General features: G+C 58.5%; 14 protein-coding genes and 2 pseudogenes. 10 read left to right on the forward strand and 6 right to left on the reverse strand.

Annotated elements, in window-relative coordinates; genetic code table 11:
* Window positions 1-13: 13 nt before the first annotated feature.
* The 7 genes from CKW25_RS01200 to CKW25_RS01230 all read left to right on the forward strand — a co-directional run bounded on the left by CKW25_RS01200 (window position 14) and on the right by CKW25_RS01230 (window position 10,744).
* Window positions 14-1,042: an amino acid ABC transporter substrate-binding protein gene (locus tag CKW25_RS01200; protein WP_095077204.1), complete on the forward strand. Its 1,029-nt coding sequence runs from the start codon at window positions 14-16 to the stop codon at window positions 1,040-1,042.
* A 650-nt stretch (window positions 1,043-1,692) separates the two neighbouring features.
* Window positions 1,693-2,379 carry a hypothetical protein gene (locus CKW25_RS01205; RefSeq protein WP_095077205.1) on the forward strand — a complete coding sequence of 229 codons (687 nt, stop codon included), beginning with the start codon at window positions 1,693-1,695 and terminating at the stop codon, window positions 2,377-2,379.
* Between the two features lie 257 nt (window positions 2,380-2,636).
* The gene (locus CKW25_RS01210; protein WP_218192544.1) at window positions 2,637-3,074 is read left to right on the forward strand and encodes a GNAT family N-acetyltransferase; all 438 of its coding nucleotides are present in this window, start codon (window positions 2,637-2,639) and stop codon (window positions 3,072-3,074) included.
* A gap of 153 nt (window positions 3,075-3,227) precedes the next feature.
* Entirely contained in the window at window positions 3,228-4,664 is a 1,437-nt protein-coding gene (locus tag CKW25_RS01215) for an IS1182 family transposase (RefSeq protein WP_095077364.1), read from the forward strand.
* A gap of 403 nt (window positions 4,665-5,067) precedes the next feature.
* On the forward strand, window positions 5,068-6,927 hold the full coding sequence (locus tag CKW25_RS01220; protein ID WP_095077206.1) for an ABC transporter ATP-binding protein: 1,860 nt from the start codon (window positions 5,068-5,070) through the stop codon (window positions 6,925-6,927).
* Window positions 6,928-7,565: 638 nt separating this feature from the next.
* On the forward strand, window positions 7,566-8,309 hold the full coding sequence (locus tag CKW25_RS01225; RefSeq protein ID WP_256577895.1) for a protein-L-isoaspartate(D-aspartate) O-methyltransferase: 744 nt from the start codon (window positions 7,566-7,568) through the stop codon (window positions 8,307-8,309).
* 2 nt (window positions 8,310-8,311) lie between these two features.
* Window positions 8,312-10,744, forward strand: coding sequence for an SAM-dependent methyltransferase (locus CKW25_RS01230; RefSeq protein WP_095077207.1), 2,433 nt, complete (start codon window positions 8,312-8,314; stop codon window positions 10,742-10,744).
* A gap of 770 nt (window positions 10,745-11,514) precedes the next feature.
* Here CKW25_RS01230 and CKW25_RS01235 read toward each other — a convergent pair.
* From CKW25_RS01235 to CKW25_RS01245, 3 genes and pseudogenes are all read right to left on the reverse strand, one after another.
* Window positions 11,515-12,993 carry a DASS family sodium-coupled anion symporter gene (locus CKW25_RS01235; RefSeq protein ID WP_095077208.1) on the reverse strand — a complete coding sequence of 493 codons (1,479 nt, stop codon included), beginning with the start codon at window positions 12,991-12,993 and terminating at the stop codon, window positions 11,515-11,517.
* 48 nt (window positions 12,994-13,041) lie between these two features.
* Window positions 13,042-13,992 carry a lactate dehydrogenase gene (locus CKW25_RS01240; RefSeq protein ID WP_095077209.1) on the reverse strand — a complete coding sequence of 317 codons (951 nt, stop codon included), beginning with the start codon at window positions 13,990-13,992 and terminating at the stop codon, window positions 13,042-13,044.
* Window positions 13,993-14,379: 387 nt separating this feature from the next.
* Window positions 14,380-14,589: pseudogene (locus tag CKW25_RS01245) on the reverse strand (DNA adenine methylase); the annotation flags it as partial.
* Window positions 14,590-14,632: 43 nt separating this feature from the next.
* On the opposite strand from CKW25_RS01245, the gene CKW25_RS01250 reads away from it, so the two are divergent.
* Together CKW25_RS01250 and tnpB are read left to right on the forward strand one after the other, a co-directional pair.
* Entirely contained in the window at window positions 14,633-14,956 is a 324-nt protein-coding gene (locus tag CKW25_RS01250) for a transposase (RefSeq protein WP_172736374.1), read from the forward strand.
* Window positions 14,953-15,126, forward strand: a pseudogene (gene tnpB / locus CKW25_RS26910) (IS66 family insertion sequence element accessory protein TnpB); the annotation flags it as partial. The gene CKW25_RS01250 and the pseudogene tnpB, both read left to right, overlap by 4 nt.
* A gap of 60 nt (window positions 15,127-15,186) precedes the next feature.
* Here tnpB and CKW25_RS01260 read toward each other — a convergent pair.
* The 3 genes from CKW25_RS01260 to CKW25_RS26605 all read right to left on the reverse strand — a co-directional run bounded on the left by CKW25_RS01260 (window position 15,187) and on the right by CKW25_RS26605 (window position 17,223).
* Window positions 15,187-15,534 (reverse strand): potassium channel family protein, encoded by a 348-nt coding sequence (locus tag CKW25_RS01260; RefSeq protein WP_095077210.1) that lies wholly within the window; start codon window positions 15,532-15,534, stop codon window positions 15,187-15,189.
* A 745-nt stretch (window positions 15,535-16,279) separates the two neighbouring features.
* Window positions 16,280-16,678: a helix-turn-helix transcriptional regulator gene (locus CKW25_RS26600; RefSeq protein ID WP_172736375.1), complete on the reverse strand. Its 399-nt coding sequence runs from the start codon at window positions 16,676-16,678 to the stop codon at window positions 16,280-16,282.
* 56 nt (window positions 16,679-16,734) lie between these two features.
* On the reverse strand, window positions 16,735-17,223 hold the full coding sequence (locus CKW25_RS26605; RefSeq protein ID WP_172736377.1) for an AraC family transcriptional regulator ligand-binding domain-containing protein: 489 nt from the start codon (window positions 17,221-17,223) through the stop codon (window positions 16,735-16,737).
* A gap of 569 nt (window positions 17,224-17,792) precedes the next feature.
* Between CKW25_RS26605 and CKW25_RS01275 the strand changes: the two genes are divergently transcribed.
* Window positions 17,793-18,665 carry a TauD/TfdA family dioxygenase gene (locus tag CKW25_RS01275; protein ID WP_218192545.1) on the forward strand — a complete coding sequence of 291 codons (873 nt, stop codon included), beginning with the start codon at window positions 17,793-17,795 and terminating at the stop codon, window positions 18,663-18,665.
* The last annotated feature ends 24 nt before the right edge of the window (window positions 18,666-18,689 follow it).

Below are 18,689 nucleotides of genomic sequence, written 5' to 3' on the forward strand. Positions count from 1 at the left end.
GGGAGTCGTTGGCATGAAGAGCATGAAATCCACCCTGGCCTTGTTGGCCGCCACCGCCCTGTTGGGTGTGACCGCTACCGCTCAAGCGGGGGCGACGCTGGATGCCATTACCAAAAAGGGCTTTATCCAGTGCGGTGTCAGCGATGGTCTGCCGGGGTTCGGCGTGCCGAACGCTCAGGGTAAAATGACCGGGATCGACGTCGATGTTTGCCACGCTGTGGCTGCCGCGCTGTTTGGCGACGCGTCGAAAGTGAAGTTCAGCCAGTTGACCGCCAAAGAGCGCTTCACCGCGTTGCAGTCGGGGGAGATCGACCTTATTTCCCGCAACACCACCTGGACCAGTTCCCGGGACGCCGGCATGGGCCTGGTGTTCACCGGCGTGACCTATTACGACGGGATTGGCTTTTTGGTGAACAACAAACTGGGGGTGAGCAGCGCCAAGGAACTGGGCGGCGCGACCATCTGCATCCAGGCTGGCACCACCACCGAACTCAACGTGTCGGATTACTTTCGCGCCAATAACCTCAAATACACCCCCATCACCTTCGACACCGCCGATGAAAGCGCCAAGGGCCTGGAAGCCGGTCGTTGCGATGTGTTGACCACTGACCAGTCGGGCCTTTACGCCCAACGGATCAAAATGGCCCACCCCGACGAATTCGTGGTGCTGCCGGAAATCATCTCCAAGGAGCCGCTCGGCCCGCTGGTGCGCAAGGGCGACGAGGAGTGGTTCAGTATCGTCAAGTGGACCCTGTTCGCCATGCTCAACGCCGAGGAAATGGGCATCACCTCGCAGAACGTCGAAGAGCAGGCCAAGAGCACCAAGAACCCGGATGTCGCACGGCTGCTGGGTGCCGATGGTGAATACGGCAAGGACTTGAAGCTGCGCAAGGACTGGGTGGTTCAGATAGTCAAACAGGTCGGCAACTACAGCGAAGTGTTTGAGCGCAACATTGGCCAGGGCAGCGTGCTGAAGATCAAGCGAGGCCTCAACGCCTTGTGGAACAACGGCGGGATTCAGTACGCACCGCCTGTGCGCTGAAGTGTTGAAATACGATCTGTAAAACACAAAATGGTTACCCCTCCCACCCTGTGAACCCCCACTAAGCTTTCACAGGGTGCCTATCGGAGACCATAGCCATGAACAAAGTAGATATTGCCACCCTCTGAGATGGCGAAACCCGTTTCGTGATTTGACTGCCTACCTCAGGAGCCTAGTCGCCGCTTCCAGCCATTGATGAAAGGCTGCTTCGGGTCCAGGCTGTGTGAAACCGTTTTAGAGCAAGTTTGACAGTCAGAATCGGAACAAAAATCGCGTTCCTATGCAAATTTCAGGTCTGCTGACCAAGCAAACGCCGACAGATTTTACGTAGCAACGCAGACTTCAAAACGGCGCATGCGTTTTCACACAGCCTGGGTCGATTGAAGCCCTTCGCGACAGGCAGAAATCGGCCAAAAGCAGTCGGTAGACAGGCTAGTGGCAAATTGGTAGCGTCTCGTTGCTGCGCTGAATCTTTACCGCGCGGTCGATCTCGCCGTCAGCCATGTGGCTCTTCTCTTTGGGTTATGTCGCGTTTGCTGCGACGACCTCCCAGCTAAGCCAGGGTTTACGGGACGACAAGGAACGTATACGACATTACTGTCGTGTCTCAATGCGACAGTAATGTCGCCCAATAGTAGTTAGGCGTCATTATGAAGAGCTTTCTTCTCGCTGCAGCGAAACTCGCCACAGGCCTCTTCTTTGCAGGTTTGGCTCTCGCGATTACGATCACGTTTTTCTCCTGGGCAACCAATAGCTACAAGAGTAGCCAGGCCAAGCAGTACGAGACCATTAAGGAGTGGTCAGCAGACCTCAGCACGAATCTCAGTTTACAACTTCAGGCCAAGACAAAGGTAGTGTCCGGAAAGCTCTTGTTATCCGTAGATGTCGTCGGATATCCGGCCTACCTATCGGACCCTCGCCTGGCTGAACGAAACCAGAAAGCACAACTCATCATCTACTTCGTCGACCAGGATGGCTTCAGAGTCTTCAGCAAACCAATCGAGCTTTCCGAATTTAGTGGCATCGTAGGCGCGAAGGGCGAGAAAATTGGCCTTCGAACTCAACTGCAAGAATATGTCTCGATCGAGGACTACAAGAGGTTTCAGCATCTTCAGGTCGAATGGACCCTGGAAACCAAGGCGCCGCCAGATCTTGCGCTCGACGTAAAGGAAGATCAGAGTCGCCTTGATCACTGCGCTCCCAATATATCGCAAGCAGAACGGCTCAAACGCCTATCAAGACACGGAGAGTTACGGCAAACAGGCTCCGGCTCTTATTCTGCAGGCTATCGATCCGTGCACTTCTTCCACGATGGAACACTACTGAATTGCCAATAAAGAGCTTCTAGCGCTGGCCCAGCGACGGGCAACTATCGGCCAAAAGCAGACCATGGACACGCAGCTAATACTTCAGTAATGTGCAAAAAAATATGCCGATTCCCCCCTTCTTGATGTCGCGTTTACAGACTCGATTTTTTGATTGCTCAAGGGATTACGCATGGACATGGAACGTTATGCGACATCGCATGTCGAAAAATTAATTATTATGCCAAAAGCCGTACGACACCTCAGACTTGAATGATCGGAGCAATAAAGTGGAAATCAAGATTGATATATTGGATTCTCCAACAGAAAAGGACCAGGGAGTTCTGAATAATAGGTTTTCAGAATATCTTCGAATTCAATATCCAAATCTACCGCCAGAATCGGAAGATAAAATATTTATGGTGGTTGCACACGACGAAGTAGGCGACTACATCGGTGCAATAAGCTGTAATTGTTACTGGGATGGCTTAGAAATTGATACCTTTTGGGTTAAGGAATCTCATCGCGGTAGAAAAGTCGGTTCTATGCTATTGGAAAAAGCAGAAACGATTGGCGCCAACAATGGGGCAGTAGTTGCATTCTTAAAAACCGTTGATGCTAAACAGTTCTATGAGCAGCATGGGTATGAGATTTATGGTGTTCTTGAGGATCGACCAATCGGGACTAACCTGTATCATTTAAAGAAACGGCTAGTAAAACATGCATAACAACTGGTTCAAACCGTTCGCTTCGCTCACTGGGACGGGCTAAAGCCCGCCCCTTAACCAAATGCTGGTCAGCGTCCGCATTGGGTCCAGGCTGTGTGAAAACACTCGCAATTGTCTAATCTTCTGATCGTCGAGATCGTAGCGGGGGCGATCATGAAGCGATTTATTGAAGGTGAGGCTCGGACGCAAGTCACCTTGCTGCCGGAGTGTCTGGACGATTACGTAGCCGAAGAAAATCCAGTGCGCGTGGTCGATGTTTTCGTCGATGAACTCGACCTGGGCGCACTTGGTTTTGAGGGCGTCGATCCTGCCGCAACTGGTCGTCCGGCTTACCACCCAGCGGTGTTGCTGAAGATCTATATCTACGGCTACCTCAATCGGATTCAGTCCAGCCGCCGGCTTGAGCGTGAGGCCGAGCGCAACGTCGAGTTGATGTGGCTAACGGGGCGTTTAGCTCCGGACTTCAAAACCATTGCCGACTTTCGCAAAGACAACGGCAAAGCCATTCGCAGCGTATGCCGCCAGTTCGTAGTTCTTTGCCGCAACCTCAATCTCTTCTCTCAGTCGATCATCGCCATCGACGGCAGCAAATTCAAAGCCGTCAATAATCGCGACCGCAACTTCACTCAGGGCAAGGTGAAGGCACGCATGCAGCAGATCGAGCAGAGCATTGATCGATATCTGGCGGCGATGGATTCGGCGGATCGGGCAACGCCCGAAGTGGCCGAGGCCAAAGCAGAGCAGCTTAAAGAAAAGATAGAAACACTGAAAAAGCAGATGCAGAAACTCAAGGAAATCGAGGCGCAGCTCCACGACAGTCCAGACCAGCAGATCTCCCTCACAGACCCAGATGCACGCTCAATGGCCACAAGCGGCCGAGGCACCGGAACGGTTGGCTACAACGTACAAACAGCTGTCGACGACAAACACCATCTGATCATTGCCCATGAGGTGACCAACGTTGGTAATGATCGTGGGCAACTGAGCAATATGGCGAACCAAGCGCGTGAAGAAATCGGGGCTGAATCGCTGACGGTGGTAGCAGATCGAGGCTATTACAAGGGTCTGGAAATCCTTGCTTGCGAGGAAGCCGGCATCACTACCTTCGTACCGAAACCCCTGACATCTGGCAGCAAAGCGGAAGGTCGATTCGGCAAGCAGGATTTCATCTACCTTACTGCGTCGGACGAATATCAATGCCCTGCGGGACAGTTACTGACCCGGCGGCATTCGTCGATGGAAGACGGCATGTTATTGCATTGTTACTACTTCTCGGGCTGCCAGTCCTGCGCAATGCAAAAGCAATGTACGACGGGTAAGGAGCGCCGTGTGAAGCGCTGGGAACATGAGGCGGTAATCGACGCGATGCAGGTTCGGCTGGAGCATGACCCGGGGAAGATGAAGGTTCGCCGTCAGACTGTTGAGCATCCTTTTGGAACGCTCAAATATTGGATGGGAGCCACCCACTTCCTGACCAAAACACTTCCGCGGGTAAGTACCGAAATGAGCCTTCATGTGCTCGCCTACAACCTCAAACGAATGATGAGCATCTTCGGCATCGCAGGATTGCTTGAGGCGATCAGGGCGTGAATCCAGCCGCTTGGCTCGCCAGTTAGTAGCCGTTTGGGCCGCTGACGCGGCCCAAACAGCATTACGAACGTCTATGTAGCTGACTAGGGCAATTCGCGCTTCCGTCTGCTGGTTTCGCAGACAACGCCCGTAGTTCTCAACTTTCGACGTATTCAGTGCGTTTTCACACAGCCTGGGTCGCAAGCGGTCCTTAGATGAACGTCCGATCTTGGCCAATAGCCCTCTTCGATACCGGCCGTTTTATCCCTGCCGACCGGGTCTCTGGCAATGTATGAGAGCCCGCACCCGGCAACCCAATCCTCAGAACGACCTGCCAACAGCGCCATACCTCTAACTTCGCAAAACCCTCAAAGCAAGCGTTCAATGGCAGAATCGCCTTAACTTGATCGTTTTGGAGACCACCATGCTTCGTGCGTTTGAACGAAGGCTCGACCCCTTTCCTCCTGACGAGGTACCACCGCCACCCGATGGTTTGGTTCGGTTTCTGTGGGCCTGCACGCGGGGCGCCCGCGGTTACATCTTTGCGCTTGCGCTGCTCAGTGCCGGTGTGTCGATTTACGAAGCCTGGCTGTTTTCCTTCCTTGGGCAGGTCGTAGACCTGCTCTCGACCTGGCAGGCAGGCGGTGATGCGGCTTCGCAGGAAAGTCGCGTGTTGTGGGGCATGGGTATCGTAATGGTGACCAGCGTCGGGCTAGTGGCGTTGCGCACCATGGTGCAGCACCAGATATTGGCGATTAATCTGCCGTTGCGGCTGCGCTGGGACTTCCATCGCCTGATGCTGCGGCAAAGCCTTTCGTTTTTTTCCGATGAGTTTTCCGGCCGGGTCACTACCAAGGTGATGCAGACTGCGCTAGCCGTGCGCGACGTGCTATTCACCTTTATCGAGATCGCACCCGGGATCGGGATGTATTTCATCGCAATCATCGCACTGGCCGGCGGCTTCGCACTGAAACTGATGCTGCCTTTCCTTGCCTGGGTCGTGTTGTTCGGGCTGGCCATGCTGTACTTCGTGCCCCGCCTGGGGAAAGTCGGGCAGGAACAGGCCAATGCGCGGTCGATGATGACCGGGCGTATCTCAGATGCCTACACCAACATCACTACGGTGAAGCTGTTCTCCCACTCCAATCGTGAAGCGCACTTCGCGCGTGCAGCGATGGAGGATTTCAAGCAAACCGGCTTCCGCCAGATGCGCTTGGTAAGCCAGTTCGAGATCGTCAACCAGGCATTGGTGGTGGCGTTGATCATGGCCGCAGGTGGTTATGCCCTGTGGCTATGGCACCAGGGTGAGGTCGGTGCAGGTGCCGTGGCGGCAATCACCGCCATGGCGTTGCGTATCAATGGCATGTCGCACTGGATCATGTGGCAAATGACCTCGCTGTTCGAAAGCATCGGCACCGTACAGGATGGCATGGCAACCCTTACCCGCGGCCCCAAGGTGCAGGATGCACCGGACGCGGGTGTGCTGGTGACCTCCGGCGGGGCGGTAACCTTCGACAATGTGAGCTTCAACTACAATGGCGAACGCCAAGTGCTCGATGGCCTGAGCCTGAACATTCGCCCGGGCGAAAAAATCGGCCTGGTAGGCCGATCCGGCGCGGGCAAATCCACGCTCATCAACTTGCTGCTGCGCTTCTATGATGTAGACAGCGGGCAGATTCGCATCGACGGCCAAAACATCGCAAAAGTGACGCAAGACAGTCTGCGCGGCTCCATCGGCATGGTCACGCAGGATACCTCCCTGCTGCACCGTTCCATTCGAGACAACATCGCCTACGGCCGTCCCAATGCGACCGACGCGCAAATCCGAAGCGCCGCGGCCAATGCCCAGGCCGATGAGTTCATAAACCAACTGAGCGACCAGCAAGGCCATACCGGCTACGACACACTTGTGGGTGAGCGCGGCATCAAGCTGTCGGGCGGCCAGCGCCAACGCGTCGCGATTGCCCGGGTGATGCTCAAGAACGCCCCGATCCTGCTTCTTGACGAGGCCACCAGCGCGCTGGACTCGGAAGTCGAAGTGGCCATTCAGGAAAGCCTCGATGAAATGATGCAGGGCAAGACTGTGATCGCCATCGCCCATCGGCTGTCCACGATTGCGGCCATGGACCGGCTCATCGTCATGGATGACGGACGCATCATCGAACAGGGCACCCACACCGAATTGCTCGGGAAGAGCGGCGTCTATGCGCGGCTGTGGCAGCATCAAAGCGGCGGGTTTCTGGGTGAGGATATGGGAGTAGTCGAGGCTATGGATCAGGCGTGAGCGTGAAGGGTGCGCAGCAGAGGGGGCTTTGAGCGGTGCAGTGGGGCGAGAGGGAGTAGCACGAAAATATCGGCGTAAATCAAAGGCATGTTTCTGGGTGGAGCGTACTACGGGCCTTTAGTGGTGCGAATGTGTCTGGATAGTTTTTGGCGGTGCCGACTGGCCGCTTATGGCTAATGCCGATCAGTTAAGCCAAAGACCAGCCGAACATAGTACCCGTGGCGAGGGAGCTTGCTCCCGCTGGGCTGCGTAGCAGCCCAAAAACAGGGCCGCTTTGCGCCCCAGCGGGAGCAAGCTCCCTCGCCACGGGTTTCGTGTTCGGCTTTATTTCTCTTAACTGACTAGCATTAGCCGCTTATGGCTGTCTTTCGCGAAGGCTGCTTTGGGTTGTGGATTCAACCGGTCGATGCAACAGATTGGCTAAATCGTTCAGCGGGCGTTTCTGAGTAATGACGTGCATTGTGAGCCTGTCATCGCAGCTTGCTTTGAAGCCAAGGTATCGCGATGCCGGCAGTATTACAGGTTGCGATATTTTCTCAGGCTGTCGCCGCAGCCTGGTTTGGTCGCCGGCCCCCCCGGCTTGCCTAGCCAGCCCGCCGGCCATACGATTCGACTATTCCTTAGGCGGAGGAGTCATTGTGAAGCCGGTGATGCTCCTGACGCGCATCCTGGCGCCTGCCATCGCTCTGGCGCTGGCATCCGCCGGCCTGCATGCCGACGACCCGTTCGCGCGGTTGCGCGACGCCATGGTGCGGGAGATCGCCAACATGTCGTCCGTTACCCGCGACGAAACCGGCAGGGTCGAGTTTGCCGCGCCGGTGATGACCGCGATGGCCAAGGTGCCACGCCATAAGTTCGTCCCGCCCGACGAGGTGCCCTACGCCTACGAGAACCGCCCGCTGCCGATCGGCTACGGCCAGACCATCTCCCAGCCCTACATCGTCGCCCTGATGACCGACCTGACGCAGGTCGGGCCCGGCGACGTGGTACTCGAGATCGGCACTGGCTCGGGCTACCAGGCGGCGATCCTCGCCGAGCTGGCGCAGGCGGTCTACACGATGGAGATCATCGAGCCGCTGGCAGTCCAGGCCGGAGAGCGCCTGGGCCGGCTGGGATATGCGAAGGTGCAGGCCCGGCTGGGCGATGGCTACCACGGCTGGCCCGAGCACGGGCCTTACGACGCCATCCTCGTCACCGCCGCCGCCAGCCATGTGCCGCCGCCACTGATCGCCCAGCTCAAGGCCGGCGGACGGATGGTAATCCCGGTCGGCGCGCCGTTCATGATCCAGTACCTGCTGCTGATCGAGAAGGCCGGCGATGGCAGTGTGTCTACCCGGCAAGTGCTGCCTGTGCGCTTCGTGCCGCTGGCCGGAGGCGGTTGAACATGCATTCGCCGCCATTGCTCGCCCTGGCGCTGCTGTCTGCCTCCGCGCTCGGCTACGAGGTGCTGTTGCTGCGACTGCTTTCGATCATCCAGTGGCACCATTTCGCCTACATGATGATCAGCGTCGCGCTGCTCGGCTACGGCGCTGCCGGCACCGCCGTGGCGCTGGCGCGGCCGGTGCTGGCGCCGCGCTTCCACGGCGTGTTCATCGGCGGCGCGGTGCTGTTCGGGCTGAGCGCCATCGCCTGCTTCAGCCTGGCCCAGCAGGTTCCGTTCAATCCCCTCGAGATCCTCTGGGACGCGCGGCAGTCGGCGCGCCTGCTGATGATCTACCTGCTGCTGTTCGTGCCGTTCTTCTGCGCGGCGGTGTGCATCTGCCTGACCTTCACCTGCTTTCAGGAACAGATTCATCGGATCTATGCCTACGACATTCTCGGCGCCGGCGTGGGCAGCCTGGCGATCGTCGCCGCGCTGTTCGCCCTGACGCCCGTCGATGCGCTGCGGCTGCTGGGCGGCACCGGCATCGCCGCCGGGGCACTGGCCTGCATGGCTTGCACGAGGCAAAGGCACTGGCTCGCGCCGTTGCTGCTGGTGGCGGCAGTCGCGGTGCCGGCCGGCGTGCCCGAGCGCTGGATCGCCCTGTTGCCCTCCGAGTACAAGGAACTGAGCCAGACGCTGCGTATCAAGGATGCGCGCGCAATCGCCCAGACCTGGAGTCCGCTGGGCCTGCTCACGGTCGTCGACAGCCCGACCATTCCCCTGCGCCACGCGCCGGGCCTGAGCCTCAACGCGACGCAGGAACCGCCCGCACAACTGGCCATCTTCACCGACGGCGACGGCCTTTCCGTGCTGAACCGCTATGACGGGCGCCGCGAGCCGCTCGCCTATCTGGACTACCTGACCTCGGCTCTGCCCTATCACCTGCTGCACCAACCCCGCGTGCTGGTGCTGGGCAGCGGCGCCGGCGCCGATGTGCTGCAGGCGATCTACCACGGTGCCAGCGCGGTGGATGCCATCGAACTGAACCCGCAGGTGATCGATCTGGTCCAGCGCCGCTTCGCCGACTTCTCCGGCAAGCCGTACAGCGCGCCCAACGTCCGTGTGCTGATCGGCGAGGCGCGCGGCCTGGTGGCTTCGCGCGAAGCGCCTTACGACCTGATCCAGATCGCCCTGCTGGACTCCTTCGGCACCGCCTCGGGCGGCCTGCATGCGCTGTCCGAAAACTACCTGTACACGGTGGATGCCTTCGCCGAGTACCTGCACCATCTCGCGCCCGGCGGCCTGTTGGCCATCACCCGCTGGGTCACCCTGCCGCCCCGCGATGTTCCCAGGCTGCTGGTCACCGCGGCCGCGGCCATCGAGCGCGACGGGCAGGCCAGCGCGGCGCGGCGCATCGTCATGATCCGCGGCTGGAAGACCACGACGCTGCTGGTCAGCAACAGGGATTTCGACGACGCCGGCATCGCCGTGCTGCGGGAGTTCTGCCGGGCGCGCTCCTTCGACCTGGCCTACTACCCCGGGATGACCGTGGCCGAGGCGAACCGCTACAACCTGCTCGACCGGCCCTGGTTCTTCGAAGCGGCGCAGGCCCTGCTGTCCGGCAAGCGCGCGGAGTTCCTGGCACGCTACAAGTTCGACGTGCGTCCGACCACGGATGACCGGCCGTATTTCTTCCATTTCTTCAAGTGGCGCTCGCTGCCGGAACTGCTGGCGCTGAAGGAGCAGGGCGGCCTGGCGATGCTGGAGTGGGGGTATCCGGTACTGATCGCCACGCTGCTGCAGTCCAGCGTGGCCGCCGTGCTGCTGATCCTGGCGCCGCTATGGGTGGCGCGGCGGCGTCAGTGGCGCTCTCGGAATGCGGCGTTGGCTAGGTTCGAACGTCGGGTCGTGTCCTACTTCGCCGCCATCGGCTTCGCCTTCATGTTCGTGGAAATCGCCTTCATCCAGAAGTTCACCCTTTTCCTCAGCCACCCGTTGTATTCGGTGGCGGTAACGCTCAGCGCGTTCCTGATCTTCGCGGGCCTCGGCAGCCGTTACTCCGGCCGGCGGCGGGAGGACATTGGAACAGGTGTGGGGCCCCGTCATCCGCTCGCGCGACCAGTCCTGGCGATCTGCGCGATCGCCCTGCTCTACCTGATCGCCCTGCCCCCGTTGTTCCAGCTGCTGGCGCCAGTGCGGACCCTCGCCAGGTTCGGCATCTGCGCCGCGCTGGTAGCGCCGCTGGCGTTCGCCATGGGCATGCCGTTTCCGCTCGGACTCGGGCGCGTCTCCGCGCGCGCCGAAGCACTGGTGCCGATCGCCTGGGGCGTCAACGCCAGCGTGTCGGTGGTAGCGGCCGTGCTGGCGACCCTGCTGGCGATCCACCTGGGCTTCACCGTGGTGTTGCTGCTGGCGTTGCTGCTGTATCTCGCGGCGGCGGTCGCATTTCCCTGATCGCGGCGGTTCGGAGCGAAACGTCAACAGACCCTGGTGAGACGAATGGCCTGCTGGAACGCCGCTTGCCGCCGTTCACACGTCTCGCTGTGTCGATCAGCGAGGGTGACGCCTTTCCCTGCTTCGAAGCTGAACATTTGACAATGTGGACGTGTGCGTCATGCCAAAGATGAGAGGTTCCGTGCCGCAAGCAATTGGTTTTGGCCGACGCAGTCGAGTCATAAGAGGTGGCTTTCATCTCATAGCTGCCGGTGGTGACCGGCAGAACCCGGCCAAATGCAGACAGTGGTCGCAGCATCCACGAGGATACCCGAAGGTCGGTCCCGTTCCGAGAGCGGACCTTGGTGTGCTAATCAGTCGGGTCTTGCGGGCAACAGTTAGGAGCGGCGGAATGCGCTCGATGGGACAGAATCATGAGCGTCCTGTGCTGCTTACTTCTGATCCAATACGCCTTTACAGTGTTTGCTGCGCGGAATATCCGTATTAGCTGCCACCGCTCCCGCCGTGCTGCGAGCGGTTTCGCAATAAAGGCACCGGTGCCGGGAGCGCGGCAGTCGCAAGTCGAGTCGGTCGCACCGGCCGACAACGAACTTCCGGGTTCCGCCAACTATGGCCGTCTGCCAGGCCGTTACACAGACATCTGGACACCAGCCTGGCCGCTGAAGCAGCCCTTCGTTGGGGCATGCCCTCCGGCGGGTCATCGGTGAGTACGGGCGGCACGCTGGCCATCAATCTGTGCCGTACGTATCCTGATTTCTGCGCCCTGTATCTCAGACATACCCAAGGACTTTCCACCAAAGCGGGCCGATGACCAGCCAGACGACCATATAGATGAGACTCATCAGGAAGCCAGCCTTCCACCATTCCTTCTGTGTGACATAGCCGGAGCCAAACATGACTGGACCGGAGCCAATACCGTATTGGGTCAGAGAACCGTTGATGCTGCTCAGGATACCGAGGGCAATCGCTGCGGTGAACGGTGGAATCCCGGCGGCCACCATCAGCGCCATGGAAAGGGGGAAAAGGGCACTGACATGCGCAGTGGCGCTGGCGAAGAAGTAGTGGATGTAGAAGTAGATCACCGCCACCATCATGTAGACGGCGAGTCTCGGGAAGCCAGCCAGATGTGCCCCGAACTCTTCTCCGAACCAAGAAACCATGCCGTACTCGTTGAGTTTGGACGCCAGCATAACTAGTAGGCCGATCCAGATCATCGTGTCCCAGGCGGTTTTCTCATTAAGGGCGTCCTGCCAGGTCAGCACTCCGGTGATGAACAGTAACGAGACGCCGAGAGCCGCTGCCAGCGTCGCGCCGATGTCCAGTTCCTTACCAAAAATCCAGAGCACCAGCAAGGCAAGGAAAATTACCGCCATGACTTTTTCCTGCACCGAAATGGGACCCATGGCAATTAGCTCTCTCTGAGCCAGTGCTGTCGCATCGGGCGTCCGGCGAATCTGCGGCTTGGCAAGCCACAGCATGGCTACTGGAATGATGGCAAGACAAAGCAAGCCCGGAACGGACGCTGCCACCGCCCAGTCGAGCCAGCTAATCAAAGCACCTTGATCCGCAGCCAGCTTGACCACAAGGGGATTGCCCGCCATCGCTGTGATGAACATGCCCGCAGTGATGATATTAGCGTGAAAGGCGCAGAGGATCAGATACCTGCCCACCTTGCCACGGGATTCCGGATCATCTGCATGGCTGCCGAGAACTTCCGCCATCGACCGGGTAATTGGTAGCATCACCCCGCCGGCGCGGGCGGTAATGCTCGGCATGGCGGGTGAGATAAGTAGCTCCGTGATGACCAGGCCATATCCCAGCCCCAGGGTCCGCTTGCCCAGCAACCGCATGAACAGGAGCGCGATGCGTCGCCCGAGGCCCGTCTTGATCACACCGCGCGAGATAAAGAAGGCAAGCATGACCAGCCAAACGAGATCCGTGCCCGTCGATCGGGTGACATCGGCAAGAGACACGACACCAACAAGGACGCCCACCGTGGAGCCAATAATGGCTACCGCCGACATCGGTAAAGGGGCGGTCATGATGCCCGCGATGGTGGCGACGAACACGGCAAACATGTGCCATGCCTTCCCATCGAGGCCGGACGGCGCCGGCAGGAACCACAGGGCGATACCGATAATCACCGGGACGAAAAATCTCCAGGCATTTCTGAGATCCCCTAACGAGGAGCTTGGTTTCGGCGCAAGCGAGCTTATCGGCGTTGAATCCTTGTCAGATGATACAGCCATGACATACCATCCTGATGGCGTTGTTCGGTTGACGCGTAGGCAATGTTCCTACCGTAGAGTGAGAAGCACTTTGTCGGTTGCTTCCTTGACGATGCGCGCGCTGCGCTGCAGGGCCTCTCGCTCGTTGGAGTTGAAGTCCGGATAAGCCAGTAAGTGCGCTCCGCTGCCATTGACCACCATTGGCAGCGACACACACACCTCTGATACGCCCTCGACTTCAGCATGCACGATGCCGACCGTAAGGATGAGGTTGGTGTCATGCACGATGGCCTGACAAATTCGTCCAATCGCACTGGCGATCCCGTAGTGAGTAGCGCCCTTGCCTTCCTTGATGAGCCTTGCGGCGTCGTGGACGGAGCGCAGGACCATATCTCGGCTGGCCGGCCCCAGCTCCTTGCCGCTTCTGGCCAGAAATATTTCGAGGGGCATGCCGGAGACCGTTGCGCCGGACCAGTCGATCAGCGCGGAGTTGCCGTGTTCGCCGAGTACGTAGGCGTGAATCGCAGGTGCTTCGACGCCCAGCCGCTCGGAAAGAAGCGATCGCAGTCGCCCGGTGTCGAGGGAGGTGCCGGTGCTGATGACGCGTTCCCGCGCGCAGCGCAGTCGGTCAAAAACGACGCCGGCCAACAAATCACAGGGGTTGCTCGCGAGGAGGTAGATCGCATCTGGGGCCAGTGTCGCAGTGCGATCAACAATTTCCAGCGCGACTTCCGCGTTGGTACTCGCCAAGTCCAGACGGGTCTGCCCTGGCTTCACACTGACGCCGGCGGTGATCACGATGATGTCCGCGTCGCGCGCGCTCTCATAATCGCCGGCATAGAAGCGGTTGTGCCCCCAGAATGCTGCGGCGTGGGCGAGGTCCAGCGCCTGCCCTTCGGCGTGCCCTCGGGCCAGATCGACGATGATGATCTCTGCACTCGGAATGGCCACGGCCGCGAACAGGGCCGCCGACCCACCAACCAGTCCTGCACCAACGATTACGATCTTGGGCTGTCGCATAGCTTGCCTCCCTTGTGCCCGGCATGATTAAAAAACCATACTAAAGTTAGGGATTATAGGCCGCTGAGCGTTACATATTATTGTTGCAGAACAGTAGAAAGCCTTCTGCAAGGTTTCCAAGACAAGTGCTCAACCACTCGGGAGATGGCTTCCCGTAGTCTTAGCCGCGATTCGAAAGCGCACGACGTTTAGTCGCGAAGCGCCTCGCAGATTGATCGGGAGTGAGTGTTTCGCTGCGACAGAGGGCGTATGGCGAGCGGCTCCTGTGCAGCTCACTGTAGCAGACGATCGCATACGACCTCGGTCGTTGAATGGCCGCTGCCCCCTCGGAAGCTGCCATTCATGTCGAGATAGCCCCAACGGCTGGAGAGGGTGAAAGCGGTCATTTCAAAACAGCCCTCTTAGCGCTGCTGGCTCCCAGTTCATGATCACCAGCTCGCCACTGACCTCGGCCTTGCCCTGGCGCTGGTTGCTCGTGGTGTAGCGGATATCCAGTGTCTCAAAATGAAAGCCCTCAAACACCCGGCGGATGTCCGGGTGGTCGTTGATACTGACCATCACCCTGCCCTTGCAGCGGCGCATGAAGTCGGCCATGCGTAAGCGTCCGGCGAAGTCACCTACCCTTATCGTTAGGATTGCCATGCGCCAACGAACCTCCTATGCCAAACCCTTTAAAGCCCAGGTCGTCCAGGAATGCCAGGGGCCTGGCGTGTCGATGGCCAGCGTAGCCTTGCGCCACGGCATCAACGCCAACCTCGTCCAAAAGTGGATACCTGCTTATCGTGATCGGCAGGCGCCGGCGTTGCCCGCTTTCGTTCCGATGAAACTAGAGTCCCGAACCCAGCCCGATCAGCAAATGTCCATCAGCATCGAGGTTCCTTTGGGGTCGCAGAAACTCACCGTGAAGTGGCCATCCTCAGATCCTGATGGGTGCGCCCGTTTTATCCGCGAGCTGGCCCAGTGATCCGCATCGACGCCATCTGGCTTGCCACCGAGCCCATGGATATGCGCGCCGGCACCGAGGCCGCGTTGGCCAGAGTGATCGCCGTATTCGGTGCGGCGAAGCCGCACTGTGCCTATCTCTTTGCCAATCGCCGCGCTAACCGAATGAAAGTCCTGGTGCATGACGGCGTGGGTAACTACTGCTCAAACCTTGAGCTGGAGGCTACGATGGTTCTGCTTATTGCGCCGGTCTTACTCATCGGAACTTGCCGCACGAGCGGTGACTTCAATGGCCTTAATACTGATAGCCGCAAAGATGGCCGTCATCAGCACGCCGTTAAAACCAAGCACGATGGCAAGGACACGCGAGGTGGCCAGTTTGGGTGCCAGGTCGCCGTAACCGATGGTCAGGCCGGTGACAAAAGCAAAGTAGATACCTTCAAATGCGCTCCACCCTTCGAGCTGACTGATGATCAGACCGAGCAGCGAGATAATAAAAATGAGCATTAAAAAAATCGGCGAGACAACAAGGAAATAAAACCACACAGTTTTGTAGAACTCGCGGCGAACTTGCTTGGCATAAGTGATACGCGTACGCATGTTATGGATTCCTGAGTTTTATCGACATTGGGTCGCGTAACCTACTCGCACCAATAGGTTGACACAAGCGCCAGAGACTGAGGCCATACCACCCTGACACCGGGGGCTGGCCCTGGCCAGCCACTACCGAGCCTAGAAAATCTAAAAATCGCCAAACACACAAAGGCTAATGCTACCGGCCTCAAATCAGAAAGGCCGAATATTCGTACATTAAACAAAGGCAACTTCAGCAAACTGCAAACCACAAATGATTTATACGTCCAACTATTTGGGAACGCCTAACAAGCGGTTCAAACCGTTCACTCCGCTCACTGGGACTGCGTTCCGCAGCTCCTTAACCAAACGTTATGAATGTCTGCAAAGGGTTTGTTGCCCGTCGCGACAGGCAGCAACCGGCCAAAGGCAGTCCGTCGAACCAGGCCACTTTCGCTCCTGTGTTGACGGTAGCGACCTCTCGAAACCACAGGCGATTCAATGCTTATCTGACGCATTTCCAATCCCGCCCCCTCCCCGCTATCTGACTTCAGTTTCCGCTCAATACGCTGCCGCGAGTCAGAAGCCGTTGCTTCCAATGACTTTCCTTCAGCTTCATTTTCTCTGTGCCGGTGGGCTTTTCTACGATTTCCAGGACGCTGAAGTCGGCGTCGGTTTCTACTGGGCGACTGTTGAGTTCACTACGACCATTGATGGCCGGAAGGTCCCGGTCTTGAGGGCGGCACATCATTCAACAATGACAGATACTCCATCACGACCTGGCACCAGGGCTTACGCCATACCAACGGCGAAAGGCTCGACTGAAGTTTGATACCTCTCGATACCCCAGTCGTTCAGCCACTTCGCTCACTGTCAGTTCACTGTTCGAGAGCAAATCGCGCGCTACGTATCGTCGCTGAATTTCAACAATAGCGTTGAATGTCCAGCCTTCGCGCTGCAAAGCCCGATGCAATGTGCGTGAGGTCATGTGCAGGCGTTCGGCGGTTTGATCCAGGCCAGGCGCGTGCGCCAGATCAGTCAGCACGATGTTAGCCACCGCCTCAAGCACCGATTCACGGCTGGTTTGCGTCGCATAATTCTTCAACGAGTTCGCCAGGGCATTGCAGACTGCCGGACTTCCGGCTGGGCGCGGCTCACGCAGAGCGTCCATGTCCAACACCACCTCATCGCGTAGGGCATCGAACCGCACCGGGTCTGCGGCAAGGTTCAGCCAAGGCTCCGGGTTCTCTGGGCGTGGCCGCCGAAGGCGTAATTCGCGAATGCCATTAGTGGTGCCGGGCAAACCTTTGAGGTGTGGATTTGCAGCGCACCCCGGAAATCCAGCTCTTCGACTGCCGGCAGCAAGGCATGACCGGGTAGCAAGGCAACGTGCAGCAGTCCATTTTTCTCCTCGACCTGCAATGCCATGTGCCCGGTCCACAGTGGCCAATAGCGCGACAACTCCACCAGCGACGCTGGCCGACTGGGCATCAGTTGCATCAGATAGGCCAGGCCAAGCATCTGTCCCGGATCACTTTGGCGAGCGGCGGCAAGGCCAATGGCTGGATCACCACTGAGTTCGCGTGCCACTTCCCAGAAGCGTCGGGCGAGAAACGCCGGCAGGCGCACATGAGGCTGGCGCAGGCTGGTCAAGCTCACGCCCCAGTCGGCTTGCAATCGCTGCAAGTCCAGGCCGCGCGCCTCCAGCTCCTGCACCCCCGAGTTGATTATGCAGACACATAACGACGGTCTATTTCGATGTACGGGGAAACGATTTGTCGGCCAATGATTAACGTTTTTCAAGCAAACCCTCCCATCGTTGTCATCGAGGCGGAGCAACGTTTTGCGCCGTCGCAAGCGCGACATAGCACGGCCCTGGGGTAATCCTCCCTGAAAAAAGTACTCGTCAGAACAGGCGGGGGTCTGAATTCCACAGCGGCGGTCCAGGCTAGACCGTCGCTGTGCGGCCAAAAGCACTGCGTCCGGCCTGCATCGCACATTTTTCGTATCCGCCCTCCCGTAGTGGCTTTGCGACTCGACGTCCCAATACGCGAAGAAACTGTCCCACCATGCCCATAGCATCGCGCCCGCGATACCTACTATAGGGCCGGGACCTCTGCCCAACTGGCAGGGGCCAATTACCTCTACCGGATGCACATTTTGCGCACCGTCGTATAAGTAGATTGGAGACAACAATGACAAAAGTCGCCGCAGCCCAAGACACTCCTTCACCAGCCTCCCCCTCGGCACCCGCCACTATCCGGTCGTCGGTACGCCAGCATTCAATCAAGGTGGAGCTTTGCTCCCCCGCCATCGGTGCCGAACTCAGCAACATCAACCTGGCAGATGCTGCCCAGGACCCCGAACTGATTGCTGAAATCAGGGCGCTGTGGTTGAAGCACAAAGTGCTGTTCTTTCGCGACCAGGACATCACCCCCATGGAGCAACAGCACTTCGCCGCGCAATTCGCTGAACTGGAAGCACATCCCCTGGCGCCGAGCCATCCGGAGGCGGACAAGCTGCTGATGCTGTACCGCAATCTCGATCCGAGCAAGCCCAAGAGCTATGTTGAAAAGGCCAGCCGCGAAAACCTCTGGCATGCCGATGTCACCTACAAGAAGGCGCCGCCCCGCGGAGCGGTATTGCGCTGCGAAATGGGTCCGGAGACCGGCGGCGACACCCTGTTTTCCAACATGGTGTTGGCTTACGAGAACCTGCCCGACACCATCAAGCAACGGATCGACGGCCTGTACGCAAAACACGGTGCCGAGCAGACCTTTGGTGCCCAGTTGCCACGCGAAGAGCGTCATGCGATGGCCGCGAAGAACCCTGCCGCTGAACACCCGGTGGTGCTTACCCATCCAGAGACTGGCGAAAAGGTCTTGTTCGTCAACTCGGCATTCACCACCCACTTCTCGAATTTCTTCAACTTCGAGGATATCCGCTACGGCCAGGACTTCATGCCGGAGGCTCATCACCTGATGAACTATCTGATGTCTCAGGCTGCGATTCCGGAGTACCAGGTACGTCTGAAATGGCGAACCAACACGGTTGCCATGTGGGACAACCTGCAGGTTCAGCACTACGCGGTGGCTGACTACGGCAATGCGCCAAGAAAGATGCTGCGCGCCACCCTGGCGGGCACCCCGCTCACCTGATCCTGACAGTCCCCAGAGAATCCA

Origin of the sequence: Pseudomonas sp. Irchel s3h17 (assembly GCF_900187505.1) — a bacterium.
In the GTDB taxonomy this organism is placed as follows: domain Bacteria; phylum Pseudomonadota; class Gammaproteobacteria; order Pseudomonadales; family Pseudomonadaceae; genus Aquipseudomonas.

Coding starts and splice junctions, on each gene's coding strand:
- CKW25_RS01200 (WP_095077204.1), top strand. CDS start 14: ATGAAGAGCATGAAATCCACCCTGGCCTTGTTGGCCGCCACCGCCCTG.
- CKW25_RS01205 (WP_095077205.1), top strand. CDS start 1,693: ATGAAGAGCTTTCTTCTCGCTGCAGCGAAACTCGCCACAGGCCTCTTC.
- CKW25_RS01215 (WP_095077364.1), top strand. CDS start 3,228: ATGAAGCGATTTATTGAAGGTGAGGCTCGGACGCAAGTCACCTTGCTG.
- CKW25_RS01220 (WP_095077206.1), top strand. CDS start 5,068: ATGCTTCGTGCGTTTGAACGAAGGCTCGACCCCTTTCCTCCTGACGAG.
- CKW25_RS01230 (WP_095077207.1), top strand. CDS start 8,312: ATGCATTCGCCGCCATTGCTCGCCCTGGCGCTGCTGTCTGCCTCCGCG.
- CKW25_RS01235 (WP_095077208.1), bottom strand. CDS start 12,993: ATGGCTGTATCATCTGACAAGGATTCAACGCCGATAAGCTCGCTTGCG.
- CKW25_RS01240 (WP_095077209.1), bottom strand. CDS start 13,992: ATGCGACAGCCCAAGATCGTAATCGTTGGTGCAGGACTGGTTGGTGGG.
- CKW25_RS01250 (WP_172736374.1), top strand. CDS start 14,633: ATGCGCCAACGAACCTCCTATGCCAAACCCTTTAAAGCCCAGGTCGTC.
- CKW25_RS01260 (WP_095077210.1), bottom strand. CDS start 15,534: ATGCGTACGCGTATCACTTATGCCAAGCAAGTTCGCCGCGAGTTCTAC.
- CKW25_RS26600 (WP_172736375.1), bottom strand. CDS start 16,678: ATGGACGCTCTGCGTGAGCCGCGCCCAGCCGGAAGTCCGGCAGTCTGC.